Here is a 25997-nt window from a genome sequence, read left to right as displayed (position 1 = left end):
AATATTAACATTTACCCTCAAAGATAATTAAAAGACTTACCCAATTCATAACTACAATTGGGTAAGTCTTAGTTATTTATTCTATATCCGTTATTAATTGATAAGAAGATTCTAATAGTTCCTGCTGACTATTTATTACTCTATCCTGCTCACTTCTCCTTACATAGTGGTAATTTCCATCAGAATCCTGATATCTTCCTTTAACGTTGTCTGAAAGTGTAATCGCAAGGATGTCTGATATTCTCTTCTTGATATTCCCTTGAAATATAGGAAATAGAATTTCAACTCTTTTCACCATGTTTCGCGTCATCAAATCCGCAGAAGATAAATACATCTTCCCTTCCCCACTATGGTGGAAATAATATATTCTTGTATGCTCTAGAAAACGGCCAACGATACTAATGACACGTATATTCTCACTTATGCCTTTTATGCCCGGGCGCAAACAGCAGATTCCTCGAACTATAAGGTCTATTTTTACCCCTGCAGAAGAAGCCTCATATAACTTTATGATGATTTCCTTATCAGTTAAAGAGTTAAATTTGGCGATGATATGACCAGTTCCATCTTTTTGGTGGCAGGAAATTTCTTTTTCAATTAAAGCAATAAATTCATCACGAATATCAAATGGAGCCACTACTAAATGATAAAAAAATGGTTTTTCAGTAAAGCCGCTTAGATAATTAAAAAAATTGGTGGCATCTATTCCAAATTTTCGTTTAGATGTTATTAACCCCATGTCGGTATAAAGCTTTGCTGTTTGATCATTGTAATTTCCTGTACCAAGGTGAACAAATCTTTCAATATGGCCGTTCTTCCTTCTCACAACCAACGTAATTTTACTATGGGTTTTTAAGGCGTTCATTCCATAAATCACATGACACCCTGCTTTTTCAAGTTCCTTGGCCCATTGCACATTATTTTCTTCATCAAATCGAGCCTTTAACTCTACTAACACCGTTACTTGCTTTCCATTTTCTGCTGCCTTTTTTAATCCTTTGATCACAGGCGAATCTCCACTTACTCTATATAACGTTTGCTTAATAGCCAGAACATCTTTATCATCTGCAGCCTCTGACACCAAATCAACAATTGGATCAAAGGATTCATATGGATGATGGAAAAACAGATCTTCACGTAAGGCTTTTTCAAATAAGTCTTCACCCGGCTGGAGGTCTTTTGGGGGCTGTGGAATAAAGGGATCAAAAGATAAATAATCTTTTCCGTCCTTTAAAAATCCAACAAATTGAAATAAAAAGGTTAAATCTAATGGTCCATTTATTTTATATACATCTTTCATATGTATTTCCAGTTCGTTCAGAAGATAGTTCAATACTGCACCTTCCATTTCACCTTCTTGTATTTCCAGGCGAACGGCTGCGCCCCACTTGCGCTTTTTTAACTCTTTCTCAATTTCAAGAAGTAAGTCTCTTGCACCTTCTTCATGTATTGTCATATCTGCATTTCTAGTAATTCTAAAAGCACCGACTGAGAGTACTTTATGCCCTTTGAAAATTTTGTTTATAAAGCATTTAATCACATCCTCAAGTAAAACAAAACAGTTTTCTTCAGGATGTGATGGTAAATGAATGAATCTATCTAAAACTGAAGGAACTTGTACAAGTGCTAATTTTTGTCCTTCATCCTCAAGCTCATCTTGAGGATTTACATTATTAAGCATTACGACTAAATTTAAACTTTTATTTAACAACATAGGAAATGGTCTATATGCATCTACGGCCATTGGAGTTAAAACAGGGAAAATTTGGTTATCAAAATACTTCTCTAAATAATGTAAATGTTCTTCTGTTAACTCTTCTCTGTTTAAAAGAGATATCCCTTCCCTTTTCAGGTATGGCATCACATCATGATTGAAGCATTGATATTGAAGCTTGACTAACTCGTGATTTTTCTCAGAGATGGATAATAGCTGATTCTTTGGTGTCATACCGGCTTTATTCTCAGGTTTTTGAAAACCGGCTTTAACCTGATCCTTTAAGCCGGCTACACGGACCATAAAAAATTCATCTAGATTCGAGCTAAAGATGGCTAAAAATTTCATTTGTTCTAAAAGCGGATTGGAAGAATCCATTGCTTCTTGCAAAACCCGTTCATTAAAAGCCAACCAACTTAGTTCCCGGTTGTTATAAAAATCTGGAGAACCAAAGTTTATACCATTCATCCCTAAAACCCCTGCCTTTCCATAAAAGAATTTTCTAGAAGTATCATTTACAGATTAATAATTTCTATAAAAAATCTATTTTCGCAAAGATTGTTGGTTTAATACGTGTTTTTGCCAATGGCTCTGACAATCAGTACGTGCCTAGATGATAATTTCGAGACAGAGCTTAATAGTGAAAAATATAAATATTTACGATACACAACAGCAGAACGTAGATCAACTACTATGATCTTCTCTAAAATAGTAACAATTTTTCAAAAAAATCCTTAAATAAGAAACAACCCTACTTTTATCCTATTAAAGAAAAAAAGAGTGTGTTAAATAAATTCCAGTAAATGAAAATGGACATTAATATTGAGCTTTAAAGCTTTTTCAAGATGTTTCTTCTGCTTTTCAACTTGATATTTTTCTGGTAAATAACGTCCGCTACAAAAGGCATGAATGTTGATTTGTTTTTGATCATCCATTTGTACTTTAATTTCCTTTACAATTTTTCTCTTTGTTGTATTGAGACTGTAGGCAAGCTTAATCAAAGCTCCCCATTCACGTAGTTTTTTCATCTCTTCTTTAGAAAACCAACTCGTAAAAGGGGTTAAATAGTGAAATAGAGTTGACTTACTTTTAAATGACGCCAAACAAGCTAAACTTATTCTTTCTTTATGGTATAGGCCATTAATCGAACGGTTGGCAATAATATAAAAGGTATGTTGACTGCTGGAGCCAGCATCAATGTACTTACCTAAATAATACAAATACGCTCCCATCCGTACCAGCTTAAGTTGATGTGGAAGATCATCCAAAATTCCTAATTTACTAAACTGTATTTGTAACGATTCGGTTAAATAAACTGAATGCTCAGCCCGCTGAGGATTGATAGAATAATCATGTTCAAGTTCTTTTATACTATTTTCAATGATTTCAGTTGTATCCCAAGGACGTTTTACAGTTTCTTCCATTTCATCTAATACTATTCCATCTCGCAATCCCTTCCGGCTAAACATAATAAAAGAAGCTTGGGAATAGTGATAAAGATGAAAGAAAACCTCTAAAGCAGGTAAAATAATATCGAATCGATCACTTGAAAGTCCTTCAATTTTTTTTAACTCACTAGCTGACAAATACAAGAGATCACTACGTAAGGTGGCCAGTTCCTCTCCACTCATCTGATATTGATGCACACCAGCAATTGAATATCCTACTCTATGCTGATGAACTTGTGCAATATTTCTTGCACTTCCACCAATCATGACAATAGGAACCCTTTTATCCTTTAACCAATCTAAAGTAGAAAATTGATCAATGAGGAATTTCTTTAATTTATTTACTGTATCGTCAGTTAAAGGGTCTTCTCCTGTAAACATTTGATTTAATGAAACTACACCGAATGGAAAACTGTGAAAATAAATCATTTTCTTATTTTCAAAATAGGTTATTTCTGTGCTTCCTCCCCCTATATCGATTGTTACTCCTGTATCTATTGGAGTGTTATTGACTACAGCATAATAACCATAATAGGCCTCTTGCTTTTCAGAGAGTATTTCCATTTGAAACCCTGTTTTTTTAAAGACGGATTCTACTATTTTAGTTTGATTTTTGGCTTGACGGATGGTAGCAGTAGCGACACATCTAATTTTTTCTATCCGATGAAAATCTGCAACTTCTTTAAAATTAACTAAAATCTCCAACAATACATTTATTCCTTTTGATGTTAAGTAATTTGATTCATCTAAATAATTTCTTAACCTGGCAACTGTCTTAACATTTTCAATTTCTTTGAACTGACCATTTATATAATGTTCATGAATAACGAGCCTTATTGTATTAGAACCAACGTCAATAATTGCAGATTTATGTTGATGCAAGCCCATGCCGAATTTACCTCTTTTCTTTAAGCACTAAAAGTGCCTTTATAAGATACCTTCAAATTTAGCAATACAATATGTTAAAATGTACTTTATTTGTTTTAAAGATGGTATTAAAAAATATAGTAGAAAAAGTTCCATTTTTCAAACAATATAAATGTCGAACCTTTCCATTCATACAAAAAAAAGTTATAATAGACATACTATCAATATGAAAGGAGACTTATGCTTGAGTAATACTAGTAAATATACCCCTACTTCCACTTCAGTAACCACCCTCTCAAAAGCCATTTTCACTGTTAATAGACATGCCAAAACAGCGGGTAATCCGAAATTTCTTTATTTTTTAAAGAAAAAAGCGTTAATGAAAATGATACGAGAAGGTAAAGCAAAAAAGGTTGGGCTCCATTTTTCTAATAATCCAAAATTTAGTCAGCAACAATCTGATGTCTTAATTGATTGTGGAGATTATTCCTTTCATATGCCCCCATCCAAAGAAGATTTTAAAGAGTTACCACATTTAGGAACACTTGATCATTCGTCGAGAAACCCTAAATGTAAAATGGGCCTTCAAAAAGCGAAAGAGATTTTAGAAGAATATACTGGAATAACGGAAAACGATGACAACCATAGGAAACAAGGAAAAAACAGTTATCAAAAACCTGTATTTAAAAAACTGGGAGATAGCTTCTTTTAATACCGAAATATTTTACTGCTTTAAAGCATATTCCTAAACTACAAAAGCCTGCCGGATTTATTCAAATCCGGCAGGCTTTTTTTATTAAACTCTACATGAAGATAGAACGAATTGGAAAGACGTTAACTAAAGAATATATTTATCAATCTTTAAAATTAATTCTGCGATTTCCGGCTTGCTTATTTGGTCTTCAGCACCTACCATTTCACCCTTATGCTTCAGATCATTTGTAATAAGAGAAGAAAAGATGATGACAGGCAATTTTTCTAATTTCGAATTACTTTTAATTCTTTTTGTTAGATGATGTCCATCCATTAGAGGCATTTCTATATCTGTTAAAACTAGTTGTACAGAGTCTTCTATCGCTTTACCTGAATCAACAAGTGATTCAAGATATTGTAGGGCGTCAGAGCCATTTTCAAAGAATTCAACCGATTCATACCCAGCCGCACCAAGTGTATCACTTAAAAGTTTTCGTAGTAAAGGAGAATCCTCAGCAGCAACAATCTGTTTATTACTTCTCTCTCTTGGTCCCAATTTCTTTACTTGATCAACATGAATTCCTGACTCTGGATTGATTTCCACCATAATGCTTTCAAAGTCTAACAGAAGAATCATTGACTCGTTTCTTTTAATAACTCCAATAATTCCTGAATTAATTCCCGAATACATATCTGACGGTTTCTCAATTTGGTTCCATGAAATTCGATGAATCTGAGTTACATTATGAACGTGGAACACAACTTTTTGTTTATTAAACTCTGCTACAATATATTTTGATTGTGGAGACTCATCACCTATTACCCCAAGGACCTTAGCCATATCAACAACCGGGAGAACTTCCCCTCTCAATTGAATAAGACCCTTTACATGGGGATGTGAGTGTGGAATAGGAATTACTGGTGTAGGTTGTATAATTTCTTTCACTTTAATAACATTAATTCCAAATTTATTGTTTCCAACTTCAAACTCAACGATTTCAAGTTCGTTTGTACCACTTTCTAGTAATATCCCTTTTGACTCATTCATTATGTATTCTTCCTTCCAATCTTAATAACCATTTTAACTTTTCTTAATCTACTCTTTTATTATATCGAACAAATAAGACAATTCTTTAGGCTCTTAGTACAATGTTCTTTTCGTTAATGATGTTTTCCCTCAGTAAAGATGCTTCTTCCTCTCAAATCAACTTTCTAGCATGAAATTTACGAATAAAATTAGTCTCTTTCGCAAAGATGGTTGTTAGTATAAATCACACAATCTCGAAGGCTCTGTCAACCATTGTGTGCCAGATGATGAAGGAAACAACCATTACGACCTATAAAAAAAAGTCCACTTGCAGAATACACAAATGGACATTATGTTTACTGTTCAATTTTCAGAACTCGGTTAATTCTTTTTCTAAGCATTTTCATACCGCTTCCTCCTGCTTGAAAATGACGAAGCTTTCCTTCTTCATCAAATACATAGTAGGCAGGAACATATTTGTTTTCAAATGCCTCCGTTAACACATGATCACTATCGACAAACGTAGGCTGAGTAATATCATGTCCTAATGCCATTTGTTCAATAACACTCAAGTTCAAGTCATCCTCAGAACGTGGCATGTGAACAGAAACTACATTTAGTAAGTCTTCATATTCATCACGTAGCTCATTAATCTCAGGCATTGCTTCTTTACATAGATGACAGCTAACAGACCAAAAATGAATGAGAGTAGGCTTTTCCCCAATTAATTCTTCCTTCGTAACTTCTCCATTTAACCATTGAGTGGCTCCTGCTAATTCTGGCATTTTCTCTCTTAATTTCAATTAAACTCCTCCTCAAATAATAAGAACTACTTATTTATAATTATTATTAACTAATATACATTATATTTAACCCACGATATCTCGTCAATAGGAATGCTCACTTATCAGTTTTAATGTATACATATATCTGAATAGAATAAAACAAACTATTTATAGGAGGTGTTCATAAATGAGAAATGGAAAAGACTCGGAAAACAGGAGCGTTCCAGATTACAATGAAATCAGTCACCACATCCTGCCAGCTCAGAACAATATTCCTTACATCGCCATTGGAAAAAATATTGAAGGAAATGATGACCTACAAGAACTGGATTATGTAGAAGGAAAAAGAGGTCTAAATAAAGAACATAACGATAATGCTAAACAGTGACTTGAAATAAAAAAGCGATGGTAGGTTCTTAGAACCTTCCATCGCTTTTTTACATTCATGCTATACTCCCCTTTTATTTCCCCATACTAAAGTATGCAATTGAGGGAGTACCCGTATATTATTTAGTTTTTCGCTTGCAGAGACTTTTTCGATAAGATTCTCATAGTCCAGTAGCAGGTTTGTTACTAATTTACTTGTGTCTCCTTCTGAGACTTCAGGATTCCCAGTCTGGATATAAAAAGGTACATTTGGATACCTTTCGTGAACATATGTTGCATAATCTAAATCCTTCTCATCAAATACAACGACTTTAAGGCTAAACAAAGATTCTTGTTCCTGTAGTCGTTGTATAATATCGTCCAGCACTTCAAAATTTGTTTCCATTTGCGAGCTTGGAGGTTTCGGTGAAATGGTTAAATCATCAATATCATAAAACCAATCTTGCCATCGACTTCCTTGTGTTTCTAGTGCAGATTGAATATTATTTTCCTTAAAGATGGTTAAAAGCTCCTTAAGGTTTGAAAGTAGGGCTGGATTTCCTCCTGAAATCGTAACGTGTGAGAAACGATTCCCCCCCATTTCTTTTAGCTTATTCCAAGTCTCTTCTGCTGTCATAAGCATAATTTCTTCCTTAGCAGATCCATCCCACGTAAATGCTGAATCGCACCATGCACAGCTATAATCACAACCAGCTGTACGCACAAACATTGTCTTTTGCCCAATGACCATCCCTTCCCCTTGAATGGTTGGACCAAACACTTCTAATACCGGGATTTTCTTCATGAAACCCTCCCCTTTTTAGGTCGATAAATGACATAACTAGTAGGAGTTTCACGTAGAAAAACCTGCAAACACTGGGGACGATGATCTAAAGTATCCAAATGGCTTTGGATAATTTTACACATAGTTTTAGCTACCACTTCAGTGGTAGGAAATTTGTTAGAATCACTATCAGAAAACAAAGTATCATTGTTCATAATACTATGATCAAATCGTTTATGAATCAGATTTTTAATGTGCTGAAAATTAATTAAAAATCCAGAATCGTCCAGTTGGTCTCCACCTATCGTTATGTTGGCAAAATATGTGTGACCATGAACTTCCTTACAGCTTCCTGCTGCTTCGTGTGGAATATAATGTGCTGCTGAAAAATGCATATCTTTATTTAATTCAAATTCAAAATTGTGCTCGGGAGTCGGGTAAATTTGTTGTAACAACTTATTCCCCTCCCTTTTTATTATTTAAGTATTCATCAAGTCCATTTTGTCTAAGTTCGCATGCAGGGCATTCACCACAGCCACTTCCGATTACCCCATTGTAGCAAGTAAGAGTATGATTTTGAATATATTCGAAAGCTCCTAAATGATGGGCCATTTCCCATGTTTCTGCCTTATTGATCCACATGAGGGGCGTATGAATAACAAATTGTTCGTCCATTGACAAATTCAATGTAACGTTTAAAGACTTTACAAAAATATCCCTACAATCAGGGTAGCCACTAAAGTCAGTTTCGCAAACTCCTGTTATGATATGTTTTGCACCAATTTGCTTTGCTAAAACCCCTGCAAAAGATAGAAATAACAAGTTTCTCCCTGGTACAAAAGTAGAAGGTAGCTCTCCAGCTTTATGAGTGATTTTTTCTTCTGATCTTGTTAATGCACTAGGAGCAAGTTGATTTAGTAAACTCATATCTAAAATATGGTGATTAATATTTAGATCCTCTGCAATTTCTCTTGCACAGTCTAATTCTGCCATATGTCTCTGACCATAATTAAAGGTAACGGCTTCGACTTCCTTAAAATGCTTTTGGGCCCAAAATAAACACGTTGTACTATCTTGACCACCACTGAATACGACTAACGCTTTCTCTGTGTTCATAAAGGTTCTCCTTTCTTTTCTAAAGGCTATAATTTTCTGCCATGAAAAGAAGAAAAAGATTCTTTAATACTCTATAACAAAAAATAACGACACCTAAGGATGTCGTTTCCTTAGTTTTTTATAGAGGGTTGTGCTAGAACCTCTCGAAACGAATAGATTCGCTTCTATTTCTTCTTTTAATCCTTACTCAATATACCGTTTTTTATGATAAAAATCCACCTTTTACATAAATTCTTTTAAGTCACGTTTTTTTATATCATTACTTTAAACGTAAGAGTCTTCTTCTCCTCTTTCTTTTTTTCGAACTAAACCTTAACCAGCCTATCTTCATAAAGAAACCAAACATAATAAGAGCAATGATTCCCATAATAGCCAATACAATAAAATATCCATTTTTTTCGTTTAATTCTGGCATATAAACAAAATTCATTCCATAAAGGCCAGCAATAAATGTAAGTGGCATGAAAATAGTCGTGATAACCGTTAATGTCATCATAATATTATTCATTTTATCCGAATTAATAGATAAATAATTATCTCGGATATCTGAAGAAAATTCACGATATGATTCAAGCATTTCTACTAATTTAATCAAGTGATCATACACATCATTGAAGTATAATTGTTCTTCTTTTAAGGAATTTAACCTTCCTGAATTACTAATTCTATATAACAGGTCCCTCATGGGTACAAGAGTTCTTCTTAACTTAGACATATCATGTCGAATGTCGAATAATTCATCCATCAAGTCTGCATCTGCGTCCTCATTTGTGTTATCTTCAATTTTATTTAAGCGATCTTCGATACTATAAACTAAAGGAAAATAATCATCGACAAGCCGATCAATAATTCCATGCATTATTTTGAACGGACTAAGTTGATTTCCTTCTTCACTTACTCTTTCCCATAATTGATCGAGTTCCCTAACAGGTTCTTTATGAAATGTCACAATGAGTCTTGAATTAACAAACATATTTACTTCATGGGAATTAAGTGTATTTTTGTTTACTGCATGCTGTAAAACGAAAATATACTGGTCATAGAAATCAATCTTGGGTCTTTGGCTGAAATCATCCAAGCAATCTTCAATGGCTAGAGGATGAAATTTAAAATAAAGTTTAAGTATTCTTAGATCTTTATTAGTAGGTTCTGAGAAATCTACCCAATACCATTTAACATCATTTTCTTTTATCTTAGAAAGTTGGACATTTTGAAATACTTCCCCATTTTCCATAATTACGCTTGTTCGAATCATTTGCTTCTCCTCAAGTTAAATTTAGATGTATATCCTTAACCATTCCCATTTCTATTATTAATCAAACTAAACCATTACTTTAATAAGCTAAAAAGTGTTAAAATATGAATCAAATTGTAAAAGTAGGTGTAGTATCGTGGAACAATATATTAACCCTCGTGTAAAAGACATACAAATTTCAGGTATTAGGAAATTCTTCAATATGGTTGCTGATATTGAGGGAATGATTTCCCTCACAATTGGACAACCTGATTTCCCGACACCGTCACATATCAAAGAAGCTGGAAAAAAAGCCATAGATGAAGATTTCACCTCTTATACACATAATGCTGGATTCCTTGAGTTAAGAGAAGCAGCTGCAGCTTTTGTTTCACATAAATATAATGTTAACTATGAATCGAATGAAGTGATTGTTACCAATGGAGCTTCCCAAGGGATTGATGTTGTTCTTCGCACCATTTTGACAGAAGGAGAAGATTGTCTTCTGCCTGGACCTATATACCCTGGATATGAGCCAATCATACGATTATGTGGGGCTAATCCCATTCATATGGATATTACACAAAGCGAGTTTAAATTAAATGCAGATTTAATTGAGAAGAGCATAACTCCATCTACAAAATGCATCATCTTACCCTACCCTTCAAACCCAACTGGTGTAAGTTTATCAAGAGGAGAACTAAGAGATATTGCTACATTATTGAAAGACAGAAATATCTTTGTTTTAGCAGATGAAATTTATAGTGAGCTCACCTATGACGATTCACATTCTTCCATTGCTGAATTTCTTAGAGAACAAACGATTATCATTAATGGATTATCAAAATCACATAGTATGACTGGATGGAGAATAGGTTTCATATTTGCACCAGAGTCCATTAGCAAGCACCTATTAAAGGTTCACCAATATAATGTTTCATGTGCTTCATCTATTTCGCAAAAAGCCGCGTATGAAGCCCTAACCGTGGGCAAAGATGATGCAATTGTCATGAAGGAAGAATATAGAAAAAGAAGAGACTATGTTTACAACCGATTACTTGAAATTGGTTTTCAACAAGTAGTAAAGCCCCATGGTGCCTTTTACTTCTTTGTAAAAATACCAGACCATATTAAACTCGATTCTTTCAATTTCTCAATAAACCTAGCCAAACAAGAAAAGGTAGCTGTCGTACCGGGCAATGCCTTCTCTAACCTAGGTGAAGGATATTTCCGGTTATCCTATGCCTGCTCCATGAAAGAACTTGAAGAAGGACTCAATCGACTTCAATCATTTATCAAAAATCGATAATACTTGAGGGACGGACCTTAAATTCAAGGTCCGTCCCTCATCCATTCTATCCTTTAAATTCACCATTATTTTTAGATGCTTTTTCTTTTTTAGCTTTGTCTTTATGAATTTTATTAGTAGCTGCACTACCCATTTCGTGAGCAAATTCTTGATTAAGTTGAGATGAATCGAACCCTTTTTTATTCTTTTGTTGCGGATCATTCTTTTTCGTACGTTTAGCCATTGCTGATGCACTCCTTTAAGCGTGTCACTGTCATCACTATTCCTAATCGGAAAAGCTATTCTTAGTATTCATCTTTTTCGTAACGATATTCAAATTTGACACCAACAGAACAAGGATTTTCATTCACTTCTTCTTCTTAATCATATTGATTCGATCCTCTACTTGAGGTGGTTCCTCCATCCACCCGTTTTTTATCATAAGTTTAATCCCTTCATTTGCGTATAAATAAATGTCTTTTGCTATCAAAGTATTTTTCAAAGTTAGATCCTTTCTCAAGCTAAAAAAAGCACCAAAACTACTCCCAACAAGTCCAAATCCATTAAGTAGATAAACGCAATACATCATGAGTTTTGGTGAAAATGGAGCTGTTGTTGAATCAGTGACAGTGCTCCCGGTAGTAGAAGATAGCTGTATGTCACATTCATGAAGAATTTCTTCATAAATTTTAATTTGTTTCTGAGCAAGATCTTTTCCCTTTACAAAAAATTGTTTCACTTCTTTCTCTTCAGCACATTGAGAAAAGCCAGTAACCAATTGCATTCCAATATTATTCACTTCAATTCCATGATGTACAGTGCCTAATTCAATGTCATTTAACACTCTTTTTTCACTAAAGGGATTGAAGCCATTCAGATAACTTTTTTCCTTAATAAATCCTGTTGTTTTTGGCATCATAACCTTTGGTGGCAGCGTTAAAATTCCTTTATTTAGCAAGTAGTGAGTGGCTAATTTATAAACTTTTTGTGTAACAGATGTTAAACCTTCATAAATAGACATAACATCTTCACGGTATGCCATACTCATATTTATAGTGTACATCCCCATACTCACTTCCTTTAAAATACGAAGAAACATAATATCAAAACCGTTGTCGTATAATTTTGGAGCATCAATGTTCACATCTTCTTTTTTAAATCCTTGAGGATAGACTATACCTTCCTTTTCGAAAATACCTTCCATCTGTTTCACAAAATGGTTTAACTCTTGCCACAGCCCTCCCATAATATTGATGGCTTCTTGATCATTCGCTTTTTTCATGAAGTATTCCAACATTCTTAAAATAAGTGTTTTCTCTTGGTATGTAAGCCACAATGTTCCAAGTTCAGATGAGCTAATTGGATTTTTCACTTTCAAGGTTTTCTTCCTCCAGTATGTTCTTTACTATTATTTATTTTCCTAATGCTTCCAAATTATTCGTTAAAAGGACTGGTTCTAGAATTATGTAAGAAAAACAAAAAAAACTGACACAGTATAAACTGTATCAGTTCAAAAAAGGAAAAGGGGGGTGTTAGTGAGAAATTAATCTCCAATTTCATGCTTAGTTATAGAATACCCGCTTTTATTTTTGATAAACCTTCTTTCTGAAAAATATTATTAATATTTTTTGAAGCTGAAATTATTTTAGTAAAACACTTTAAAAAAGCGCTTTCATAAAGTATAATAAACAAGTAAAATCTGAGAAATGGGGTTCTAATTTGTATTTAAAAGAACAATATGTTTTCAGAAATGATCAGGTTCAAAAAGCTATTGTTAGAAATTATTATGAAGAAGATTTCAATAATCTCATTCCTCTTCAGAAAAAGGCTTTTCCTCCGCCTTTCCCTTCGGAATTATGGTGGAATGAAGATCAACTAACCCACCACTTAAAACACTTTCCCCTTGGTGCCGTTTGTGTTGAATTAAATGGGAAAATAGTTGGTAGTATGACAAGTTTGATTGTTGATTATACCCTATCACAACCTGATCATACTTGGGAGGAAATAACAGATAATGGATATATCCGGAATCACATTAATAGTGGTAACACTCTATATATAGTAGATCTATGTGTTGACCCTGAATATCGAGGTTTTAAGCTAGGCAAGCTTTTAATGAATGCTATGTATGAGATTGTCATTCATTTAAACCTGGACCGTTTACTCGGTGGTGGGAGAATTCCTACTTATCATAATGTTGCACATGAGCTTTCAATAGAAGATTACCTAAATAAACTTACCAACGGGGAATGCAAAGACCCTGTCATCACGTTTCTCCTCCAATGTGGACGTACTCCTTTGAAGGCAGTAAAAGGGTACCTAAAAGATGATGAATCACGTGATTACGGAATATTAATGGAATGGAAGAATCCTTTTTACAAAAAAAAGGATTGAAAGAACAATGTTGTTCCATCAATCCACTATAAAGGGGGAAATGAGAATGAAAAGGCCTGTAGGATGCCGATTCTTCTTAAATAAATTACCCCCATACTCAACTGTTAAACCAGTTATTCACACAATATTTTTATTTTGAAATGGCTTTATTTACAGCCTCTATTACTGCATCATTCGTATCTAGCATTAATGCCTGGTTTGCCAATTCTTCCATTTCCTTTTGATTTAGCTGACGAATTTGAGAACGAGCCTTTAAGATAGAGGTCGCACTCATTGAGAATTCATCTAAACCTAGTCCCAGTAATAACGGAACAGCAATCTCATCTCCAGCCATTTCACCACACATGCCTGCCCATTTTCCTTCTTTATGAGCCGCATCAATAACCATTTTTACAAGACGTAAAATGGCTGGGTTATACGGTTGATATAGATAGGATACACGTTCATTCATGCGATCGGCAGCCATTGTATACTGAATTAAATCGTTCGTACCGATTGAAAAGAAATCAACTTCTTTTGCAAAAGTGTCTGCCATAACTGCCGTTGATGGAATTTCAACCATGATTCCTACTTCAATGTTATCCGAAACGCTTGTGCCACTTTCTTGAAGAGCTTTCTTCTCTTCTTCAAGAACGGCTTTTGCTTCTCTAAATTCTTGAAGATTTGAAATCATTGGGAACATAATCTTAAGATTTCCAAATGGGCTCGCTTTTAATAAAGCTCTAAGCTGTGTACGGAAAATCTCTTGCTCGTCCAAACAAAGACGAATAGCGCGGTAACCTAAGAAAGGGTTCATTTCTTTAGGTAAATTTAAATATGGAAGCTCTTTATCTCCACCAATATCCAATGTACGGACAACAACTGGTTTACCTTCCATCCCTTCAAGAACAGCCTTGTATGCTTCATACTGCTCTTCTTCAGTTGGTAACTCGTCGCGCCCCATATATAGGAATTCTGTGCGATACAGACCTACTCCTTCGCCGCCATTATTCTTAACCCCTTCTAAATCTTTAGGAGTTCCGATATTTGCAGCAAGCTCTACTTGTTTTCCATCCTTAGAAACTGTTGGTTCATTCACAAGTTTTGCCCATTCGGCCTTTTGATCTTCATATCGGGCATGCTCTTTTTTGTACTCTTCAATAACTTCTGGTGTTGGATTAATATGTACTTCTCCATTTAATCCATCTACGATGATCACATCGCCATTTTCTACAGTAGAGGTGATTGATTTAGTCCCTACAACAGCCGGAATCTCCATGGAACGAGCCATTATAGCAGAGTGAGAGGTTCTTCCTCCAATATCTGTTGTAAATCCTTTTACAAATTCACGGTTTAGCTGTGCTGTGTCAGAAGGTGTTAAATCCTCTGCAATCACAATCACTTCTTCCGTTACCATACTTGGGTTGGCAATTTGAACACCTAGGAGATGTGAAAGAACTCGTTTCGTAACGTCACGAATATCTGAAGCACGCTCTTTCATATATTCGTTATCCATTGATTCAAACATAGAAACGAACATATCAGCTGTTTCTTTCAGTGCGAATTCAGCGTTTACGTTTTCTGATTTAACTTTATCTTCAATTGGTGTTAGTAATTCTGGATCGCTTAAAACAAGAAGATGCGCTTCAAAGATTTGAGCTTTATCTTCACCTAATTCTTCTCTTGCTTTGTCTCGAATCGCTTCAAGCTCTGACTTAGATGTAGAAATCGCTTCCTGAAAGCGTGTAACTTCTGTTTCAGCATGATCGATTGTCTTTTTGTCGAAGCTTAAGTCAGGCTCAACTAATCGATATGCTTTAGCAATGGCAATCCCGTTAGATGCCGCAATTCCTTTTAAAATACTAGACATTACTCAGCTAAACCTTCTTTATTTAACGTTTCTTTCAGGCTGTTTAATGCTTCGTCCTCGTCACTACCTTCAGTAATGATTGTGATTTCTGCACCTTTACCAACACCTAATGACATAACACCCATAATTGATTTTAAGTTAACTTTCTTTTCTTTGTATTCAAGATGTACATCGCTGTCAAATTTGCTTGCCGTTTGAACTAATAGTGTTGCCGGGCGAGCATGAATTCCTGTTTCAGCTGTTACTGTAAATGTTTTTTGTGCCATGTAAATCGACTCCTTATTCTTATCTTGTTTTTAGTAACTTCATAAAAGTAAAGGATTATATCTAAAACGTCAACTAATTCTAGAGATTAATCCAATTCTCCTATAAACCTGTTCAATAAAAAAGAATAGCATGCAATGAAGATATACACAATTGTAAAGCTTGGTTTTTTTAGTATTTCATTAATTTGCCACTCTTATGAATTCTCTTTTATATGTATGTTTCCAATATTTATCATTTCAAAACTTATTTATGAAACTTCCGCCCTGAAAGTGCTTGCTTTTTCACGGCTGTGAATTGCGCCTCCTCCAATTCTCGCAGGAGTAGAGCAACTTGCGCCCTGATCAACCTTTTAACATGAATATTTCAAATGAAAAAAGACACTATTTTTTAAATATGGTAGATTTATTCTGGAAATAAATACTTGATATAAATTATTTGTTTTCTCTATTAAACTCTTTAACATATTCTCTTATAGATGGGTAACATATCCATTAAGAGACTCATGTAATAAAACAACAAAGAGAAGATTTTATTAATCTTCTCTTCAGTGATATCTTCAAGTCTGTTCCTCTAAACTTTCTGCAATGTTTTTAATTGTGTTATATCCTACCTTCGCTTTCATAACAGTTCCTTTTAAGGTCATTTCATGATCTTCAGAAATATTTGCATACACGTTAACTAAATCACAAATGCATCTTCCAAACAATTCGGACAGGCTTCTTAATTCTTTTGTTCCATATTCATTTTGGTCATTCATTAGTTCCTCTAAAACATCCAGTGCCAAGCTTTTCACCCTAAGTGCCTGTTCAATTTCATATTTCATATGGAACTCTCCCCTTTTTCGTCAATTCTATTACTATCATATGTTTTGAATGAAAGAATAGAACTGTTTAGGGGGACTAAAACTTATTACTAGATGATAGATTTGGTTCTAATATACTTCACCAAATCACAAATACCAGTCTAGTCTATACTTATTTGGTTTTATCTCTTTCCTTTAAAGAAGCAACATGAACTTGAATACGCTTAATAAAAAAGTCTACTTCCTCTTGAGTGGGAACCTTACGTCCATATCTGACACTTTCATACAACGAGAAAAACTCCTCATTTTCAATTAAATTCATTCTTTTAAACCAAGGTCTAACATTTTCATTTAATCGTCTGCCTACTTGATGATCAGCTGCACAGTCCTCTAACGAAACCATTGACTTCCGTACAATGTTTTTTGCTTTGGAGTATGGAATGTTTCCCCCTTCTCCTTCCTTTATCGGTCTGTGAATACTTTTAGGTATAATGACAGGCACAATTGCTTCGTTAGAGGTCAAAGCAAAATCGATTTTTCTTTTTCTTACGAAATAAATAATGACTAGAACTATAACTATCCCAATAAAAATCTCGTTCAGCCATGGAAAGGAAAAACTTTCATAAAATGCCTTTTGCTTGAACTCTTCAAGATTTTGTTTTTGCATTTCCACTCCCATCCCACTCTGACTTTCATTGTCAATCAGGCTCATCAATTTATCTCTTAATACAATCAAAGCATTTAAGATTGGATTGACCAGAAAAGAAAACATCCAAAATATTTTTGATAAAACCCAATATATCCCTTCAGCCACCATAGAGCTAACAGCTGCAAGTAAAGCACCTACCGATACTATTCCTGTCAGTATAGCAAATGGCTTGAAATAATTCTTTTTAACCCCTTTATTTTCGTTACTCATCATTCTTTGAAGTGGGGTAATGGTTCCTATTAATGTAAACAGCAAAAACAACAAACCATAAATAATATGAACATTTCCTAAATCCCTTATTGCTCCTACAAGAATGGCAAAAGAAGATAGGAAAAGAAACACTAATACCATACCGCTACTCACTTCTATCGAAGGATCTTCACTTTGGAAGTAGGATGTACTTTTCAAATGTAGAAAGAGTAGTAACGGTGTTAATACCAACCATGAAATAGAAAAAACAAAAAAACCAATCCCAAATAATAGTAGTAACACTGCATATAATAGAATGTTATTCATTCTTTGGTGCTTAGTAGATAACACTAAATACATTAGTAAAGATAGAAAAGCTGTACATAAGAGAGGTACATATTGTGTGAGTATCGCTTCTTTCGTAAATAAAATAGTCAAAATTAAAGTTGCAAATAAAATATCGATCCCTAATAACATACCCATTTTTAGAAGATGCATTTGCCTTCCCTTCATTATGAAGGAAGTTTCAATTTGCGATTCCATATAGTGACGACTCCTTGTTTTTCTTCTGTATTTAGTTTGAAAATTTTAGTTTGACTTTTGCTGATTTTTAGTAACCGTTCTTCTTCTTTAGAATCAAGTTCTCCGGCAACTATAAGAACGGGAGGAACCAATTTGCGAAGGTACAAATGCTGCAATGCAATATTGAACGGAATAGTAAAATCATCCCGGGATAATGTGGACAATAACTCCAGCCCCTTTTGACGGTGTTTTCTTCCTGTTCCAGAAGGAAGAAAGTAGTACGGTGTCAAACCTGGAATTCGCACATTTAATACGAGTGAAAACGATATATTCTTTTCTACAGCAAGGTGCATTAAGTAGGATGTATGTTTAATGATCGATTCTATTTGATCCGTGATAGAATAACGACTCGAAAGATTAATGGCAATCATCCATTCTTTCTGAGTAGCTGGTTCAAAAACCTTGGTTTGAAGCTGACCAGTTCGTGCCGATGCTTTCCAGTTCACATCCTGGAATCTGTCACCAGCCACATATTCTCTCGTTCCGATTGGGTGAAACACATCATAAAACAGGGAACTAGGAGTAAATACATCCCCTTGATTAAACGTTCGTTGATCTTCTTCAATGATTACAGGTGAAGCTGTTGGAAATACCATTATAGTTGATGGAACAGGGTCAAGAAGGTTTAATAACACTTTTCCACTTCCAAATAAATGAGGGATTTCCAATTGCATAGTCTTAATCTTACATAATCCTCTCCTTTTGCCTTTAATAGGCAAAGAAACATGGCCGATTTCTCCTCTGCCAATCGAAATCGGCATGGAAACTTCTAGGATATTTCCAGGATTCGTGGCATATGGGTGGGAAGTAGGCTCCACAATATCTTCAAATGTAAGATTCATGGTTGCTCCCCAAATTGGCAGCCCGTTGTTCTCAATTTGAAATTCCCAATTATGATCATCATCACAATGCAAACGAATTCTCTTAGGAGATTTCCCCATAGTTATTTCTTTTCCAATATTCATTAAATACCATTGATGAACCCGAAAATAAAGAATCGTTAATAAAAATAAGCCTAAACCAATATAGGATTGAAAATATAGACTCAAAGTTCCCGCAATGACTAAAATAACCATACTTATAGAGGTATTAGAGTCCTCTACAATCTCACGCTTCCAGTTCATTATGCATTCCTCGCTTCTACTGGAAGCATAACCATTTCGATAATCCCATGAATGACTTCTTCCTCTGTCCTTGTTAAAGATGCTTCAGCTGTCAACTGTACTCTATGCTGCAAAACAAATGGTGCAACAGCTAAAACATCCTCAGGAGTAACAAAGTCTCTACCCTGTATAAACGCCTGGCCTTGACTTGCTTTTAAAAGCGCTAAGCTAGCACGTGGACTAGCTCCCACTTCAATCCATTCATGTTCTCTCGTTCCACGAGTAATCTGAAGAATATACGATTCGATGTCTTGAGATATATGTACTTCCTTTACACGTTTCACCAATGATTGAATTTCCCTTAAACTCATGATTTTTTCTACTTTATCCAAAGGCTGTGAGGATTTAAATCTGTTAAGGATATTTCTTTCTTCTTCAAAACTTGGGTATGAAAAGGGGATTTTCAATAAAAATCGGTCTAATTGAGCTGCCGGGAGTGGAAAGGTTCCCTGTTGAGATTCAATTGGATTTTGGGTAGCGACCACAATAAAAGGAGGCTCCAATGAAACGGTTTCTCCATCAATGGTAAATTGTTTTTCTTCCATCACTTCTAATAAACTCGCTTGCGTACGGGGAGTAGCTCTATTAATCTCGTCGGCTAATAATACATTTGAGACAACAGGCCCGGTTCTCAATTCAAACTCCTGTGTTTTTGGATTAAAGAATTGTATTCCCGTTACGTCACTCGGTAACACATCAGGAGTAAATTGAATTCTTTTAAATGCTCCGTCAATGCATTGGGCAAAGGTTTTGGCTAACAATGTTTTCCCAGTCCCCGGGACACTCTCAAGCAAGACATGCCCTTCCTGGAGTAAAGCAATCATTAAAAGATCAATTTCTTTGTCTCTTCCCACTAACACTTTGCTCATTTCTTCTTTAATATATTGTATAGATGACATCTCATTTCCCCCTAGAAAAATTTATAAGTATAATGAATATTATAATAATAGAATAGTAAATATTTAGCAAATATTCATAAAATTCCATTTCACTATACAACTCTATTGTCACACGTTTTTTATTTAAGTATGATAGAATCATAGGAAAATTCTCTTGCAAATTGGGTGAGGAGTATGAAATACAAACGTGATGAGGCTTTTCGATATTCTTTTAAACAACCTATAGAAATGGAGTTTAAATTACTCCTTGAGAAGGATGGAGTTTTAAATGAAACTCGAAGTTCTACCGCTACTCTATTGGATATAAGTCCTCGGGGAGTTCGCTTAAAAACCCCCTTAAGTTTACCTTTAGAGGATCAAATGAATTATTTATTAGAAATGCATTTCAAATTAAATGAAGTTCCTATATCCATTATAGGGAAACCTGTTTGGAAACGGAAAGAGTTTAACTATTATTTATATGGGATAGAGGCATTAGAAGATAAACAAACGGAAGAAATCATTATTCAAGAACTAAAACATTTCGCTAAAACTAGAAAAAATAGGCTAGAACCTTAAAATTCCGCCTGACATATTCACTTATGTCAGGCGGATTTTTTGTTTTTATATACAAAACTTTACAATTTCTTTAAATAGAACAAAAATGACTACAATCATTTTTATGTATCCTTTATAAAAAGGATAACAGGAGAGTGACTGAGATGATTTCATGTTTACTATTTATATGGATTATAGGAATAATCAATGTACTTATTTTAAGAAAAGGCTGATATCAATGTTTGTATATCATCTTCCTTGTCATCCCACCATCAATAACTAAATTCTCACAAGTAATAAAGTCATTTTCCGGGTCAGCTAAAAAGAAACACGCTCTAGCTATATCTTCTGGCTTGCCGACTCTCTTTGACGGGTGCTGTAAATGATCAATCTCTCTAAGAGATGAATAATTTTCTGTTTCTATCCAACCAGGACTTATAGAATTCACTCGAATTCCATATTCACTTAATGTAATGCCTAAAGAATGAGTAAGACTTACAATCCCACCCTTTGTAGCAGAATAAGCTTCAGTATTTGGCTCAGACATAGCAGCGCGTGTAGAAGCCATATTAATGATTGAGCCTCCTTTTCTTTTCATTAAACGGGCCGCTTCCTGCGAACAATAAAACACACTGCTTAAATTAGACGAAAGAATTTCATTCCATTCCTTAGGACTCATATCCCAAAATGAGATAAAGTTTGATATGCCTGCATTATTAATCAACACATCTATCTCCTGGTGATGTTTTTTTATGGTGGAAAATACTTCTTTGACATCTTCATGAGATGAAACATCTACTTCATGAAATCGTGTGGAAAACCCTTTAGAATTTAATGCATTCTCAAGCTCTTTCCCATCTTCACGATTCTTGTCTAAAAACTCAACACTCGCACCTTTTTTGGCGAAATTCTTTACTAGTGTCCTTCCAATTCCCTTTGCCCCTCCGGTAATACAAACTACTTTATCTTCCATCATTTTCCCCTCCACATTAATGTGCCTTCAATTTTAGTAGATTACCCTTTTAATCTAAGGTTGAATCAACAAGGTCAAAAAAAGGCCATCTAACAGAAATGCTCTTTCTCAAGAGAACAACCTGATTAGAATAACCTTTTACGGTAATGCTTGCCACATCTTCAAATATAGGTATATATGATCTTCATCATTAATATTCTATACAAATGGAAACCTAACTTCTTGGTGTATCTAAATATCGATAAGAAATACTTCCACCATGGTGAGCAATTCCACGGAATTGCTTAAAGTCCTTTTGTGTAACTAATATAGACCTAAAGGTTAGAAAATCTCCCTTCTCAACTCTAATTTCATCCACTTCTTTGTTTCGTAATAACGATAATTGTTCTAATACGTCTGATTCGTTCATCTGTTCCCCTCCATCGTTAAAAAGATCTATCTCTATTGTAAAGGATATCGCTCTTAGCTCAAGAAAATATTTTTTTGTTAAATTTTTAGAAAACTCTTTACCTTTCGTGTAGTTTACGTCAAAATATTAGTAATTGTTTGTAGAATTTTGGCAAAAAAGGAGAGACCCTTGATGAAAAAAGCAGAAATTGGCAATGTGATCGAATTTAAAGAAGGTCTAAAAGGAATTGTAGAAAAAGTAAATGAAAATTCTGTTATCGTAGACCTCACCTATATGAAAAATTATCGAGAGCTAGAACTAGAAGAAAAAACGGTTGTAAATCATAAAAACTATAAAATCGTTGAAATGTAATTTGTGCAATCAAATATATGTAAGAAAGAAGCTGCTCAGTAACGCTGGATAGGGGATTTGTTCCCTTCACTAACAGGCTTATACTGGTTGGGAAAACCCATTAAATATTACAACATGTATAATAAGCCTAAATAAAAATCCACCAATGAGGTGAAGATAATAGAAACGGTAATGTAACAGAACCTTCTATTATCTTCACTTCTTTTGTCTTCTATAATGAGATAAAAAAGGTTTACTACTATCCATTTGAGGATATTCTTATATCATACTGTGCAGTTAGGTGGCATTTGAAATGAATATATTACTATTTAAAAAGGCAAGAAAAAGCTTTTGGTTCATTCCCGTGGTATTCTCCCTATTCTCATTAATATTAGCGATTATTACCTTTTATTTTGATTCGTGGTTAAGTCATAATGATTATCCACTTTTCCCAAAAGTTCTATTCTCCAATTTCGATTTATCTACAATGATTATAAGTACGATTGCTTCATCTATCATGACTATGACAACGATTACTTTTTCAACTATAATGGTTGTTTTAACAACGTTTCTTTCTCAATATTCACCAAGAACTTTGCAAAACTTTATTAATGATAGACCTACTCAACGAGTTCTGGCCATTTTTGTATCTGGGGTTGTATATTGTATCACCCTCCTCATTCTATTAAGAGATGAGTCCGGGCAAGACCTATATATATCCTCTGCATTTGCAGGAATTGTCGCCATTGTTTGTTTATTTGTATTCGTCTATTTTGTTCACCATGTATCCAATTGGGTGAAAGTTAGTAATTTAATACATAACATTACGATTAAAACCAATAAAAAAATTGACACTAGTTATTTATTCCGAAAAAATGATGTAGAAAAAGACGAGGCTCCTCCAGAGTTAAACGATGCTTTCTTTGAGGATATTGAGCCTATTTATATTTCAAGTAAACAAACAGGCTATCTTCAAGAACTCGATATTAATGGAATGATAAAAAAAGCAGCAAAAGACGAAGCTATTATTCGAATGCTAAAAAAACCCGGTGAGTATTTATTAGAAGATACACCTGTCATAACGGTATGGACTTCTAATCAAGAAATAAATAAAGACTCCTATTTGAACTTTCTCATTATTGGTCCAGATAAAGAGCCAATTGAAGACATTGAACTTGGGATTAGAAAATTAGTCGAGATCGCTTTAAGAGCCATCTCTCCTGCAATAAATGACCCTAATACGGCAAAGAATTGTATCGAGGAAATTGGAATTATTTTATCTAAATTAGCCAAGCACAAACTTCCTAGCTCCTATTTGTCAGATGAAAACAAAGTAGTGCGTATTATTTTGGAACAACCTACATTTGTCGATTATTTATATAAAAGTTTTTATCAATTAAGACATTACGGAAAACACGATATTTCAATCATCACTGAGATGTTGGGCTCATTGAAAATGATTGCGGAAAACAATAATGAAGAAACCAAAAACATTGTTTGGACATTTAAAAATCATATATTAGAGGGAATTGATTATTCAAGCCTTCAGAGTCTTGATATGCAGTATTTAATGAGACATCTGGAGGAATTAGCAATCAGCACACAAAACCCTGATTGGGATAAAGATGAAATTCGCAATCGTTTTTTTCCAGAAGTATATAAAACCGAAGACGCTCTACCAACAGATTAGAAAAGAGATGCCAAAGAATTGGCATCTCTTTTCTTAGTCCTTCTTTTTTCCTTGATCTAATTCTTTCAAGGATGGTACTTTTCCATGTGGGTGCTGATCTTGTTTCCTTACATTCCACTGTCTCTCTTTTTCATGTTTAGATTGTGTCAAAGCAGTAATAACCTCCTTCCGCGTGGTTCTTTATTAACATAAACAATGTGAATGCTTTTTACTCAAGTCTCTTTTCGTAAACTTTGTTGCTATTTTAAAGAAGAAAGTAGTAGTTGATTGCAGCGAGCAGTCCCCCCCACCATCCAGCACACACTGATTGACAGAGCCCAGGCAGAACTCATGTTAAAAACTACAATATTTACGAAAAGAGCCTTTAAAAAGAGAATACTTTAGGAAAATAGGTTTTCTATAACATCCGCTTCCATTTTAATCGTTACATCGTTTACTTATCTCGCTTCATCCAAAGAAGAATTAGAAACAATAAGCTCATGTAACCAAAAAGGGGATATAAATATGATAGAAGTTTACTGTATTCGAAAAAGCTCAGAGAATATATCACAAGGAAAATTCCTGAAAACGTGGTGACGGACGAAAACTTCCAATAATTTGTCAATTGTTTTTCCAGTCCAAAAACGCCACCAATAACAGAAGTAAAAATTTCACCGTAGATAATGATGATATAAATAACATAAATACCAGATACAAAAGATTTCATCACGACCGCCATTGGAATTTCATACTGAGTGACATTTGGAATCATGACCAAAGTAAAATGACTTGAGATGAGGATCAAAGTAAGAAATATTCCACCCAGGTATCCACCATACTTAATGGTTTGGACATCTTTTACCTCACTGGCAACAGGTACTAACACTGCTTGAGCCATTGCTAAGTTAAAAGCCACATACGAAAACGGAGCAATAACTGATTTCCAGCCATCATCAGAATGAGGGATGGTTAGAAACGACTCCAAAAAAAGCGAATTTTTCACTGAAAAAACCATTAATAATAGATTAAAGATAATCATGATTGGCACTACAAAGGTATTAACGGCAAAGAGACCCTTGATTCCTACCATCATAGTAAGAAAACCTAAAGCAATTGTTATTCCTATTCCTAATTGCTTTGGTAGAAGTAACTGCTCCTCAAATACAGCCCCAGCACCTGAAAGCATAACAGCGGATACCCCTATTAACATGACCATCATGACAAAATTCATGAATTTCGAAAAGACTTTCCCAAATAGGTATTCGTTAAAGTGTTCAAATGATTGAGCATTAATCTCATGAGATTTAAGCATAATCTTCGTTCCAAGTGTAATAAATAGATATCCACTTAGTAAGATGGCAATAAAGCCAATAAAACCAAAACGGGTAAAAAATTCGACTATTTCTCTTCCCGTTGCAAATCCAGCTCCAATTACAGTTCCTACATAAACTGCTGCAATTTGAAATGAACCCGTTATTCTTTTCAACATATCACCTCTAAACTCCTTATAATTCAAGATATGTACAAGCAAGGAAATTCAGAAGCAAAAGTACTCAATTTACATTATTGTGGAGTGTTTCTTAAACATTGTTTTTTACATATTCTCTTATAGTTGGTGAGGGGAACTTTGTAGGCTCCTGTGGAAGTACAATCGTGGCGGAGCTGAGGAGGCTCGGACGAACGCTGGCTGCAAGGAGAGTATTTCACCCTCACCTCTAGCACATACTGGTTGACAGAGCCATTGGCAGAACTAAAATTATAACGTGTTGCACCTCTTTCCATACTTCGTTAATCTAACGGTAAAAAAGGATATTTATTCCGAAAAGTATGTGTCATTTGTGAAATATTCCTTAATTAACATATTCAAAGATGAAATCCTTTTATAAAGTGATTATAATAAAAT

27 protein-coding genes and 1 riboswitch are annotated in these 25997 nt (G+C 34.5%); of the genes, 7 read left to right on the top strand and 20 right to left on the bottom strand.

Going from position 1 to position 25997, the window contains the following annotated elements:
- Window positions 1-76: 76 nt before the first annotated feature.
- Window positions 77-2182 carry an RNA degradosome polyphosphate kinase gene (locus tag IQI_RS09275; RefSeq protein WP_064092365.1) on the bottom strand — a complete coding sequence of 702 codons (2106 nt, stop codon included), beginning with the start codon at window positions 2180-2182 and terminating at the stop codon, window positions 77-79.
- 317 nt (window positions 2183-2499) lie between these two features.
- The gene (locus tag IQI_RS09270) at window positions 2500-4050 is read right to left on the bottom strand and encodes a Ppx/GppA family phosphatase (protein ID WP_064092364.1); all 1551 of its coding nucleotides are present in this window, start codon (window positions 4048-4050) and stop codon (window positions 2500-2502) included.
- Between the two features lie 223 nt (window positions 4051-4273).
- Here IQI_RS09270 and IQI_RS09265 point away from each other — a divergent pair, with 223 nt between their 5' ends.
- Window positions 4274-4741 (top strand): YkyB family protein, encoded by a 468-nt coding sequence (locus IQI_RS09265; RefSeq protein WP_231893405.1) that lies wholly within the window; start codon window positions 4274-4276, stop codon window positions 4739-4741.
- Window positions 4742-4867: 126 nt separating this feature from the next.
- Here the strand turns inward: IQI_RS09265 and IQI_RS09260 are convergent, their stop codons facing one another.
- Together IQI_RS09260 and IQI_RS09255 are read right to left on the bottom strand one after the other, a co-directional pair.
- The gene (locus IQI_RS09260; protein WP_064092363.1) at window positions 4868-5770 is read right to left on the bottom strand and encodes a chemotaxis protein; all 903 of its coding nucleotides are present in this window, start codon (window positions 5768-5770) and stop codon (window positions 4868-4870) included.
- Between the two features lie 335 nt (window positions 5771-6105).
- On the bottom strand, window positions 6106-6552 hold the full coding sequence (locus IQI_RS09255) for a TlpA family protein disulfide reductase (RefSeq protein WP_064092362.1): 447 nt from the start codon (window positions 6550-6552) through the stop codon (window positions 6106-6108).
- Window positions 6553-6721: 169 nt separating this feature from the next.
- Here IQI_RS09255 and IQI_RS09250 point away from each other — a divergent pair, with 169 nt between their 5' ends.
- Window positions 6722-6922, top strand: coding sequence for a hypothetical protein (locus IQI_RS09250; RefSeq protein ID WP_064092361.1), 201 nt, complete (start codon window positions 6722-6724; stop codon window positions 6920-6922).
- Between the two features lie 60 nt (window positions 6923-6982).
- Here IQI_RS09250 and queE read toward each other — a convergent pair whose 3' ends face one another.
- The 4 genes from queE to corA form a co-directional block, all read right to left on the bottom strand.
- Complete coding sequence (gene queE / locus IQI_RS09245; RefSeq protein WP_064092360.1) at window positions 6983-7705, bottom strand: 7-carboxy-7-deazaguanine synthase QueE; 723 nt, start codon at window positions 7703-7705, stop codon at window positions 6983-6985.
- Window positions 7702-8139, bottom strand: a complete 438-nt coding sequence (locus IQI_RS09240; RefSeq protein ID WP_064092359.1) for a 6-carboxytetrahydropterin synthase — start codon at window positions 8137-8139, stop codon at window positions 7702-7704. The genes queE and IQI_RS09240 overlap by 4 nt, the downstream gene beginning before the upstream one ends.
- Window position 8140: 1 nt before the next feature.
- Window positions 8141-8800, bottom strand: a complete 660-nt coding sequence (gene queC, locus IQI_RS09235) for a 7-cyano-7-deazaguanine synthase QueC (RefSeq protein WP_064092358.1) — start codon at window positions 8798-8800, stop codon at window positions 8141-8143.
- A 104-nt stretch (window positions 8801-8904) separates the two neighbouring features.
- Window positions 8905-8949, bottom strand: a riboswitch (PreQ1 riboswitch).
- A 110-nt stretch (window positions 8950-9059) separates the two neighbouring features.
- Entirely contained in the window at window positions 9060-10055 is a 996-nt protein-coding gene (corA, locus tag IQI_RS09230) for a magnesium/cobalt transporter CorA (protein WP_064092357.1), read from the bottom strand.
- A gap of 136 nt (window positions 10056-10191) precedes the next feature.
- Between corA and IQI_RS09225 the strand changes: the two genes are divergently transcribed.
- Entirely contained in the window at window positions 10192-11343 is a 1152-nt protein-coding gene (locus IQI_RS09225; protein WP_064092356.1) for an aminotransferase A, read from the top strand.
- Between the two features lie 46 nt (window positions 11344-11389).
- On the opposite strand, the gene IQI_RS20845 is transcribed toward IQI_RS09225, so the two are convergent.
- Together IQI_RS20845 and IQI_RS09220 are read right to left on the bottom strand one after the other, a co-directional pair.
- Complete coding sequence (locus IQI_RS20845; protein WP_197489731.1) at window positions 11390-11566, bottom strand: hypothetical protein; 177 nt, start codon at window positions 11564-11566, stop codon at window positions 11390-11392.
- A 123-nt stretch (window positions 11567-11689) separates the two neighbouring features.
- Window positions 11690-12694, bottom strand: a complete 1005-nt coding sequence (locus IQI_RS09220; RefSeq protein WP_328585736.1) for a DUF3231 family protein — start codon at window positions 12692-12694, stop codon at window positions 11690-11692.
- A 347-nt stretch (window positions 12695-13041) separates the two neighbouring features.
- On the opposite strand from IQI_RS09220, the gene IQI_RS09215 reads away from it, so the two are divergent.
- Window positions 13042-13716 (top strand): GNAT family N-acetyltransferase, encoded by a 675-nt coding sequence (locus IQI_RS09215; RefSeq protein WP_064092354.1) that lies wholly within the window; start codon window positions 13042-13044, stop codon window positions 13714-13716.
- Between the two features lie 130 nt (window positions 13717-13846).
- Here IQI_RS09215 and ptsP read toward each other — a convergent pair whose 3' ends face one another.
- The 6 genes from ptsP to IQI_RS09185 all read right to left on the bottom strand — a co-directional run bounded on the left by ptsP (window position 13847) and on the right by IQI_RS09185 (window position 20176).
- Window positions 13847-15565, bottom strand: coding sequence for a phosphoenolpyruvate--protein phosphotransferase (gene ptsP / locus IQI_RS09210; RefSeq protein WP_064092353.1), 1719 nt, complete (start codon window positions 15563-15565; stop codon window positions 13847-13849).
- Window positions 15565-15831 carry a phosphocarrier protein HPr gene (locus tag IQI_RS09205; RefSeq protein WP_064092352.1) on the bottom strand — a complete coding sequence of 89 codons (267 nt, stop codon included), beginning with the start codon at window positions 15829-15831 and terminating at the stop codon, window positions 15565-15567. Before IQI_RS09205 ends, ptsP begins: the two co-directional genes overlap by 1 nt.
- A 557-nt stretch (window positions 15832-16388) precedes the next feature.
- On the bottom strand, window positions 16389-16655 hold the full coding sequence (locus IQI_RS09200; protein ID WP_064092351.1) for a hypothetical protein: 267 nt from the start codon (window positions 16653-16655) through the stop codon (window positions 16389-16391).
- 151 nt (window positions 16656-16806) lie between these two features.
- A complete protein-coding gene (locus tag IQI_RS09195) occupies window positions 16807-18075 on the bottom strand; it encodes a hypothetical protein (protein ID WP_064092350.1) in 1269 nt (422 codons plus the stop codon).
- Entirely contained in the window at window positions 18045-19238 is a 1194-nt protein-coding gene (locus IQI_RS09190) for a DUF58 domain-containing protein (protein ID WP_064092349.1), read from the bottom strand. Before IQI_RS09190 ends, IQI_RS09195 begins: the two co-directional genes overlap by 31 nt.
- Window positions 19238-20176 (bottom strand): AAA family ATPase, encoded by a 939-nt coding sequence (locus IQI_RS09185; RefSeq protein WP_064092348.1) that lies wholly within the window; start codon window positions 20174-20176, stop codon window positions 19238-19240. Before IQI_RS09185 ends, IQI_RS09190 begins: the two co-directional genes overlap by 1 nt.
- A gap of 174 nt (window positions 20177-20350) precedes the next feature.
- Between IQI_RS09185 and IQI_RS09180 the strand changes: the two genes are divergently transcribed.
- Window positions 20351-20734 carry a PilZ domain-containing protein gene (locus IQI_RS09180; protein WP_064092347.1) on the top strand — a complete coding sequence of 128 codons (384 nt, stop codon included), beginning with the start codon at window positions 20351-20353 and terminating at the stop codon, window positions 20732-20734.
- A gap of 214 nt (window positions 20735-20948) precedes the next feature.
- Here the strand turns inward: IQI_RS09180 and IQI_RS09175 are convergent, their stop codons facing one another.
- Together IQI_RS09175 and IQI_RS09170 are read right to left on the bottom strand one after the other, a co-directional pair.
- Window positions 20949-21686 carry an SDR family oxidoreductase gene (locus IQI_RS09175; RefSeq protein WP_064092346.1) on the bottom strand — a complete coding sequence of 246 codons (738 nt, stop codon included), beginning with the start codon at window positions 21684-21686 and terminating at the stop codon, window positions 20949-20951.
- A gap of 214 nt (window positions 21687-21900) precedes the next feature.
- Window positions 21901-22095: a hypothetical protein gene (locus IQI_RS09170; protein ID WP_064092345.1), complete on the bottom strand. Its 195-nt coding sequence runs from the start codon at window positions 22093-22095 to the stop codon at window positions 21901-21903.
- Window positions 22096-22266: 171 nt separating this feature from the next.
- On the opposite strand from IQI_RS09170, the gene IQI_RS09165 reads away from it, so the two are divergent.
- Both IQI_RS09165 and IQI_RS09160 read left to right on the top strand, forming a co-directional pair.
- The gene (locus tag IQI_RS09165; RefSeq protein ID WP_064092344.1) at window positions 22267-22446 is read left to right on the top strand and encodes a YkvS family protein; all 180 of its coding nucleotides are present in this window, start codon (window positions 22267-22269) and stop codon (window positions 22444-22446) included.
- Window positions 22447-22738: 292 nt separating this feature from the next.
- Entirely contained in the window at window positions 22739-24115 is a 1377-nt protein-coding gene (locus IQI_RS09160) for a DUF2254 domain-containing protein (RefSeq protein ID WP_064092343.1), read from the top strand.
- Between the two features lie 33 nt (window positions 24116-24148).
- On the opposite strand, the gene IQI_RS21035 is transcribed toward IQI_RS09160, so the two are convergent.
- Together IQI_RS21035 and IQI_RS09155 are read right to left on the bottom strand one after the other, a co-directional pair.
- Window positions 24149-24265, bottom strand: coding sequence for a DUF6254 family protein (locus IQI_RS21035; RefSeq protein ID WP_231893404.1), 117 nt, complete (start codon window positions 24263-24265; stop codon window positions 24149-24151).
- Window positions 24266-24548: 283 nt separating this feature from the next.
- The gene (locus IQI_RS09155; protein ID WP_064092342.1) at window positions 24549-25583 is read right to left on the bottom strand and encodes a YkvI family membrane protein; all 1035 of its coding nucleotides are present in this window, start codon (window positions 25581-25583) and stop codon (window positions 24549-24551) included.
- Window positions 25584-25997: the final 414 nt, after the last annotated feature.

This window comes from Rossellomorea aquimaris TF-12 (assembly GCF_001648555.1).
Lineage (GTDB): Bacteria > Bacillota > Bacilli > Bacillales > Bacillaceae_B > Rossellomorea > Rossellomorea aquimaris.
The sequence above is the reverse complement of the archived record's forward strand: the minus strand, read 5'-3'. Positions and strand labels throughout refer to the sequence as shown.

Excerpts from the sequence above, each read along its gene's own strand:
- IQI_RS09200 (WP_064092351.1), bottom strand. The coding sequence starts at position 16,655 with ATGAAATATGAAATTGAACAGGCACTTAGGGTGAAAAGCTTGGCACTG.
- IQI_RS09195 (WP_064092350.1), bottom strand. The coding sequence starts at position 18,075 with ATGGAATCGCAAATTGAAACTTCCTTCATAATGAAGGGAAGGCAAATG.
- ptsP (WP_064092353.1), bottom strand. The coding sequence starts at position 15,565 with ATGTCTAGTATTTTAAAAGGAATTGCGGCATCTAACGGGATTGCCATT.
- corA (WP_064092357.1), bottom strand. The coding sequence starts at position 10,055 with ATGATTCGAACAAGCGTAATTATGGAAAATGGGGAAGTATTTCAAAAT.
- IQI_RS09190 (WP_064092349.1), bottom strand. The coding sequence starts at position 19,238 with ATGAACTGGAAGCGTGAGATTGTAGAGGACTCTAATACCTCTATAAGT.
- IQI_RS09250 (WP_064092361.1), top strand. The coding sequence starts at position 6,722 with ATGAGAAATGGAAAAGACTCGGAAAACAGGAGCGTTCCAGATTACAAT.
- IQI_RS20845 (WP_197489731.1), bottom strand. The coding sequence starts at position 11,566 with ATGGCTAAACGTACGAAAAAGAATGATCCGCAACAAAAGAATAAAAAA.
- IQI_RS09170 (WP_064092345.1), bottom strand. The coding sequence starts at position 22,095 with ATGAACGAATCAGACGTATTAGAACAATTATCGTTATTACGAAACAAA.
- IQI_RS09260 (WP_064092363.1), bottom strand. The coding sequence starts at position 5,770 with ATGAATGAGTCAAAAGGGATATTACTAGAAAGTGGTACAAACGAACTT.
- IQI_RS09175 (WP_064092346.1), bottom strand. The coding sequence starts at position 21,686 with ATGGAAGATAAAGTAGTTTGTATTACCGGAGGGGCAAAGGGAATTGGA.
- IQI_RS09205 (WP_064092352.1), bottom strand. The coding sequence starts at position 15,831 with ATGGCACAAAAAACATTTACAGTAACAGCTGAAACAGGAATTCATGCT.
- IQI_RS09275 (WP_064092365.1), bottom strand. The coding sequence starts at position 2,182 with ATGAATGGTATAAACTTTGGTTCTCCAGATTTTTATAACAACCGGGAA.
- IQI_RS09270 (WP_064092364.1), bottom strand. The coding sequence starts at position 4,050 with ATGGGCTTGCATCAACATAAATCTGCAATTATTGACGTTGGTTCTAAT.
- IQI_RS09180 (WP_064092347.1), top strand. The coding sequence starts at position 20,351 with ATGAAATACAAACGTGATGAGGCTTTTCGATATTCTTTTAAACAACCT.
- IQI_RS09155 (WP_064092342.1), bottom strand. The coding sequence starts at position 25,583 with ATGTTGAAAAGAATAACGGGTTCATTTCAAATTGCAGCAGTTTATGTA.
- queC (WP_064092358.1), bottom strand. The coding sequence starts at position 8,800 with ATGAACACAGAGAAAGCGTTAGTCGTATTCAGTGGTGGTCAAGATAGT.
- queE (WP_064092360.1), bottom strand. The coding sequence starts at position 7,705 with ATGAAGAAAATCCCGGTATTAGAAGTGTTTGGTCCAACCATTCAAGGG.
- IQI_RS09185 (WP_064092348.1), bottom strand. The coding sequence starts at position 20,176 with ATGTCATCTATACAATATATTAAAGAAGAAATGAGCAAAGTGTTAGTG.
- IQI_RS09160 (WP_064092343.1), top strand. The coding sequence starts at position 22,739 with ATGAATATATTACTATTTAAAAAGGCAAGAAAAAGCTTTTGGTTCATT.
- IQI_RS09165 (WP_064092344.1), top strand. The coding sequence starts at position 22,267 with ATGAAAAAAGCAGAAATTGGCAATGTGATCGAATTTAAAGAAGGTCTA.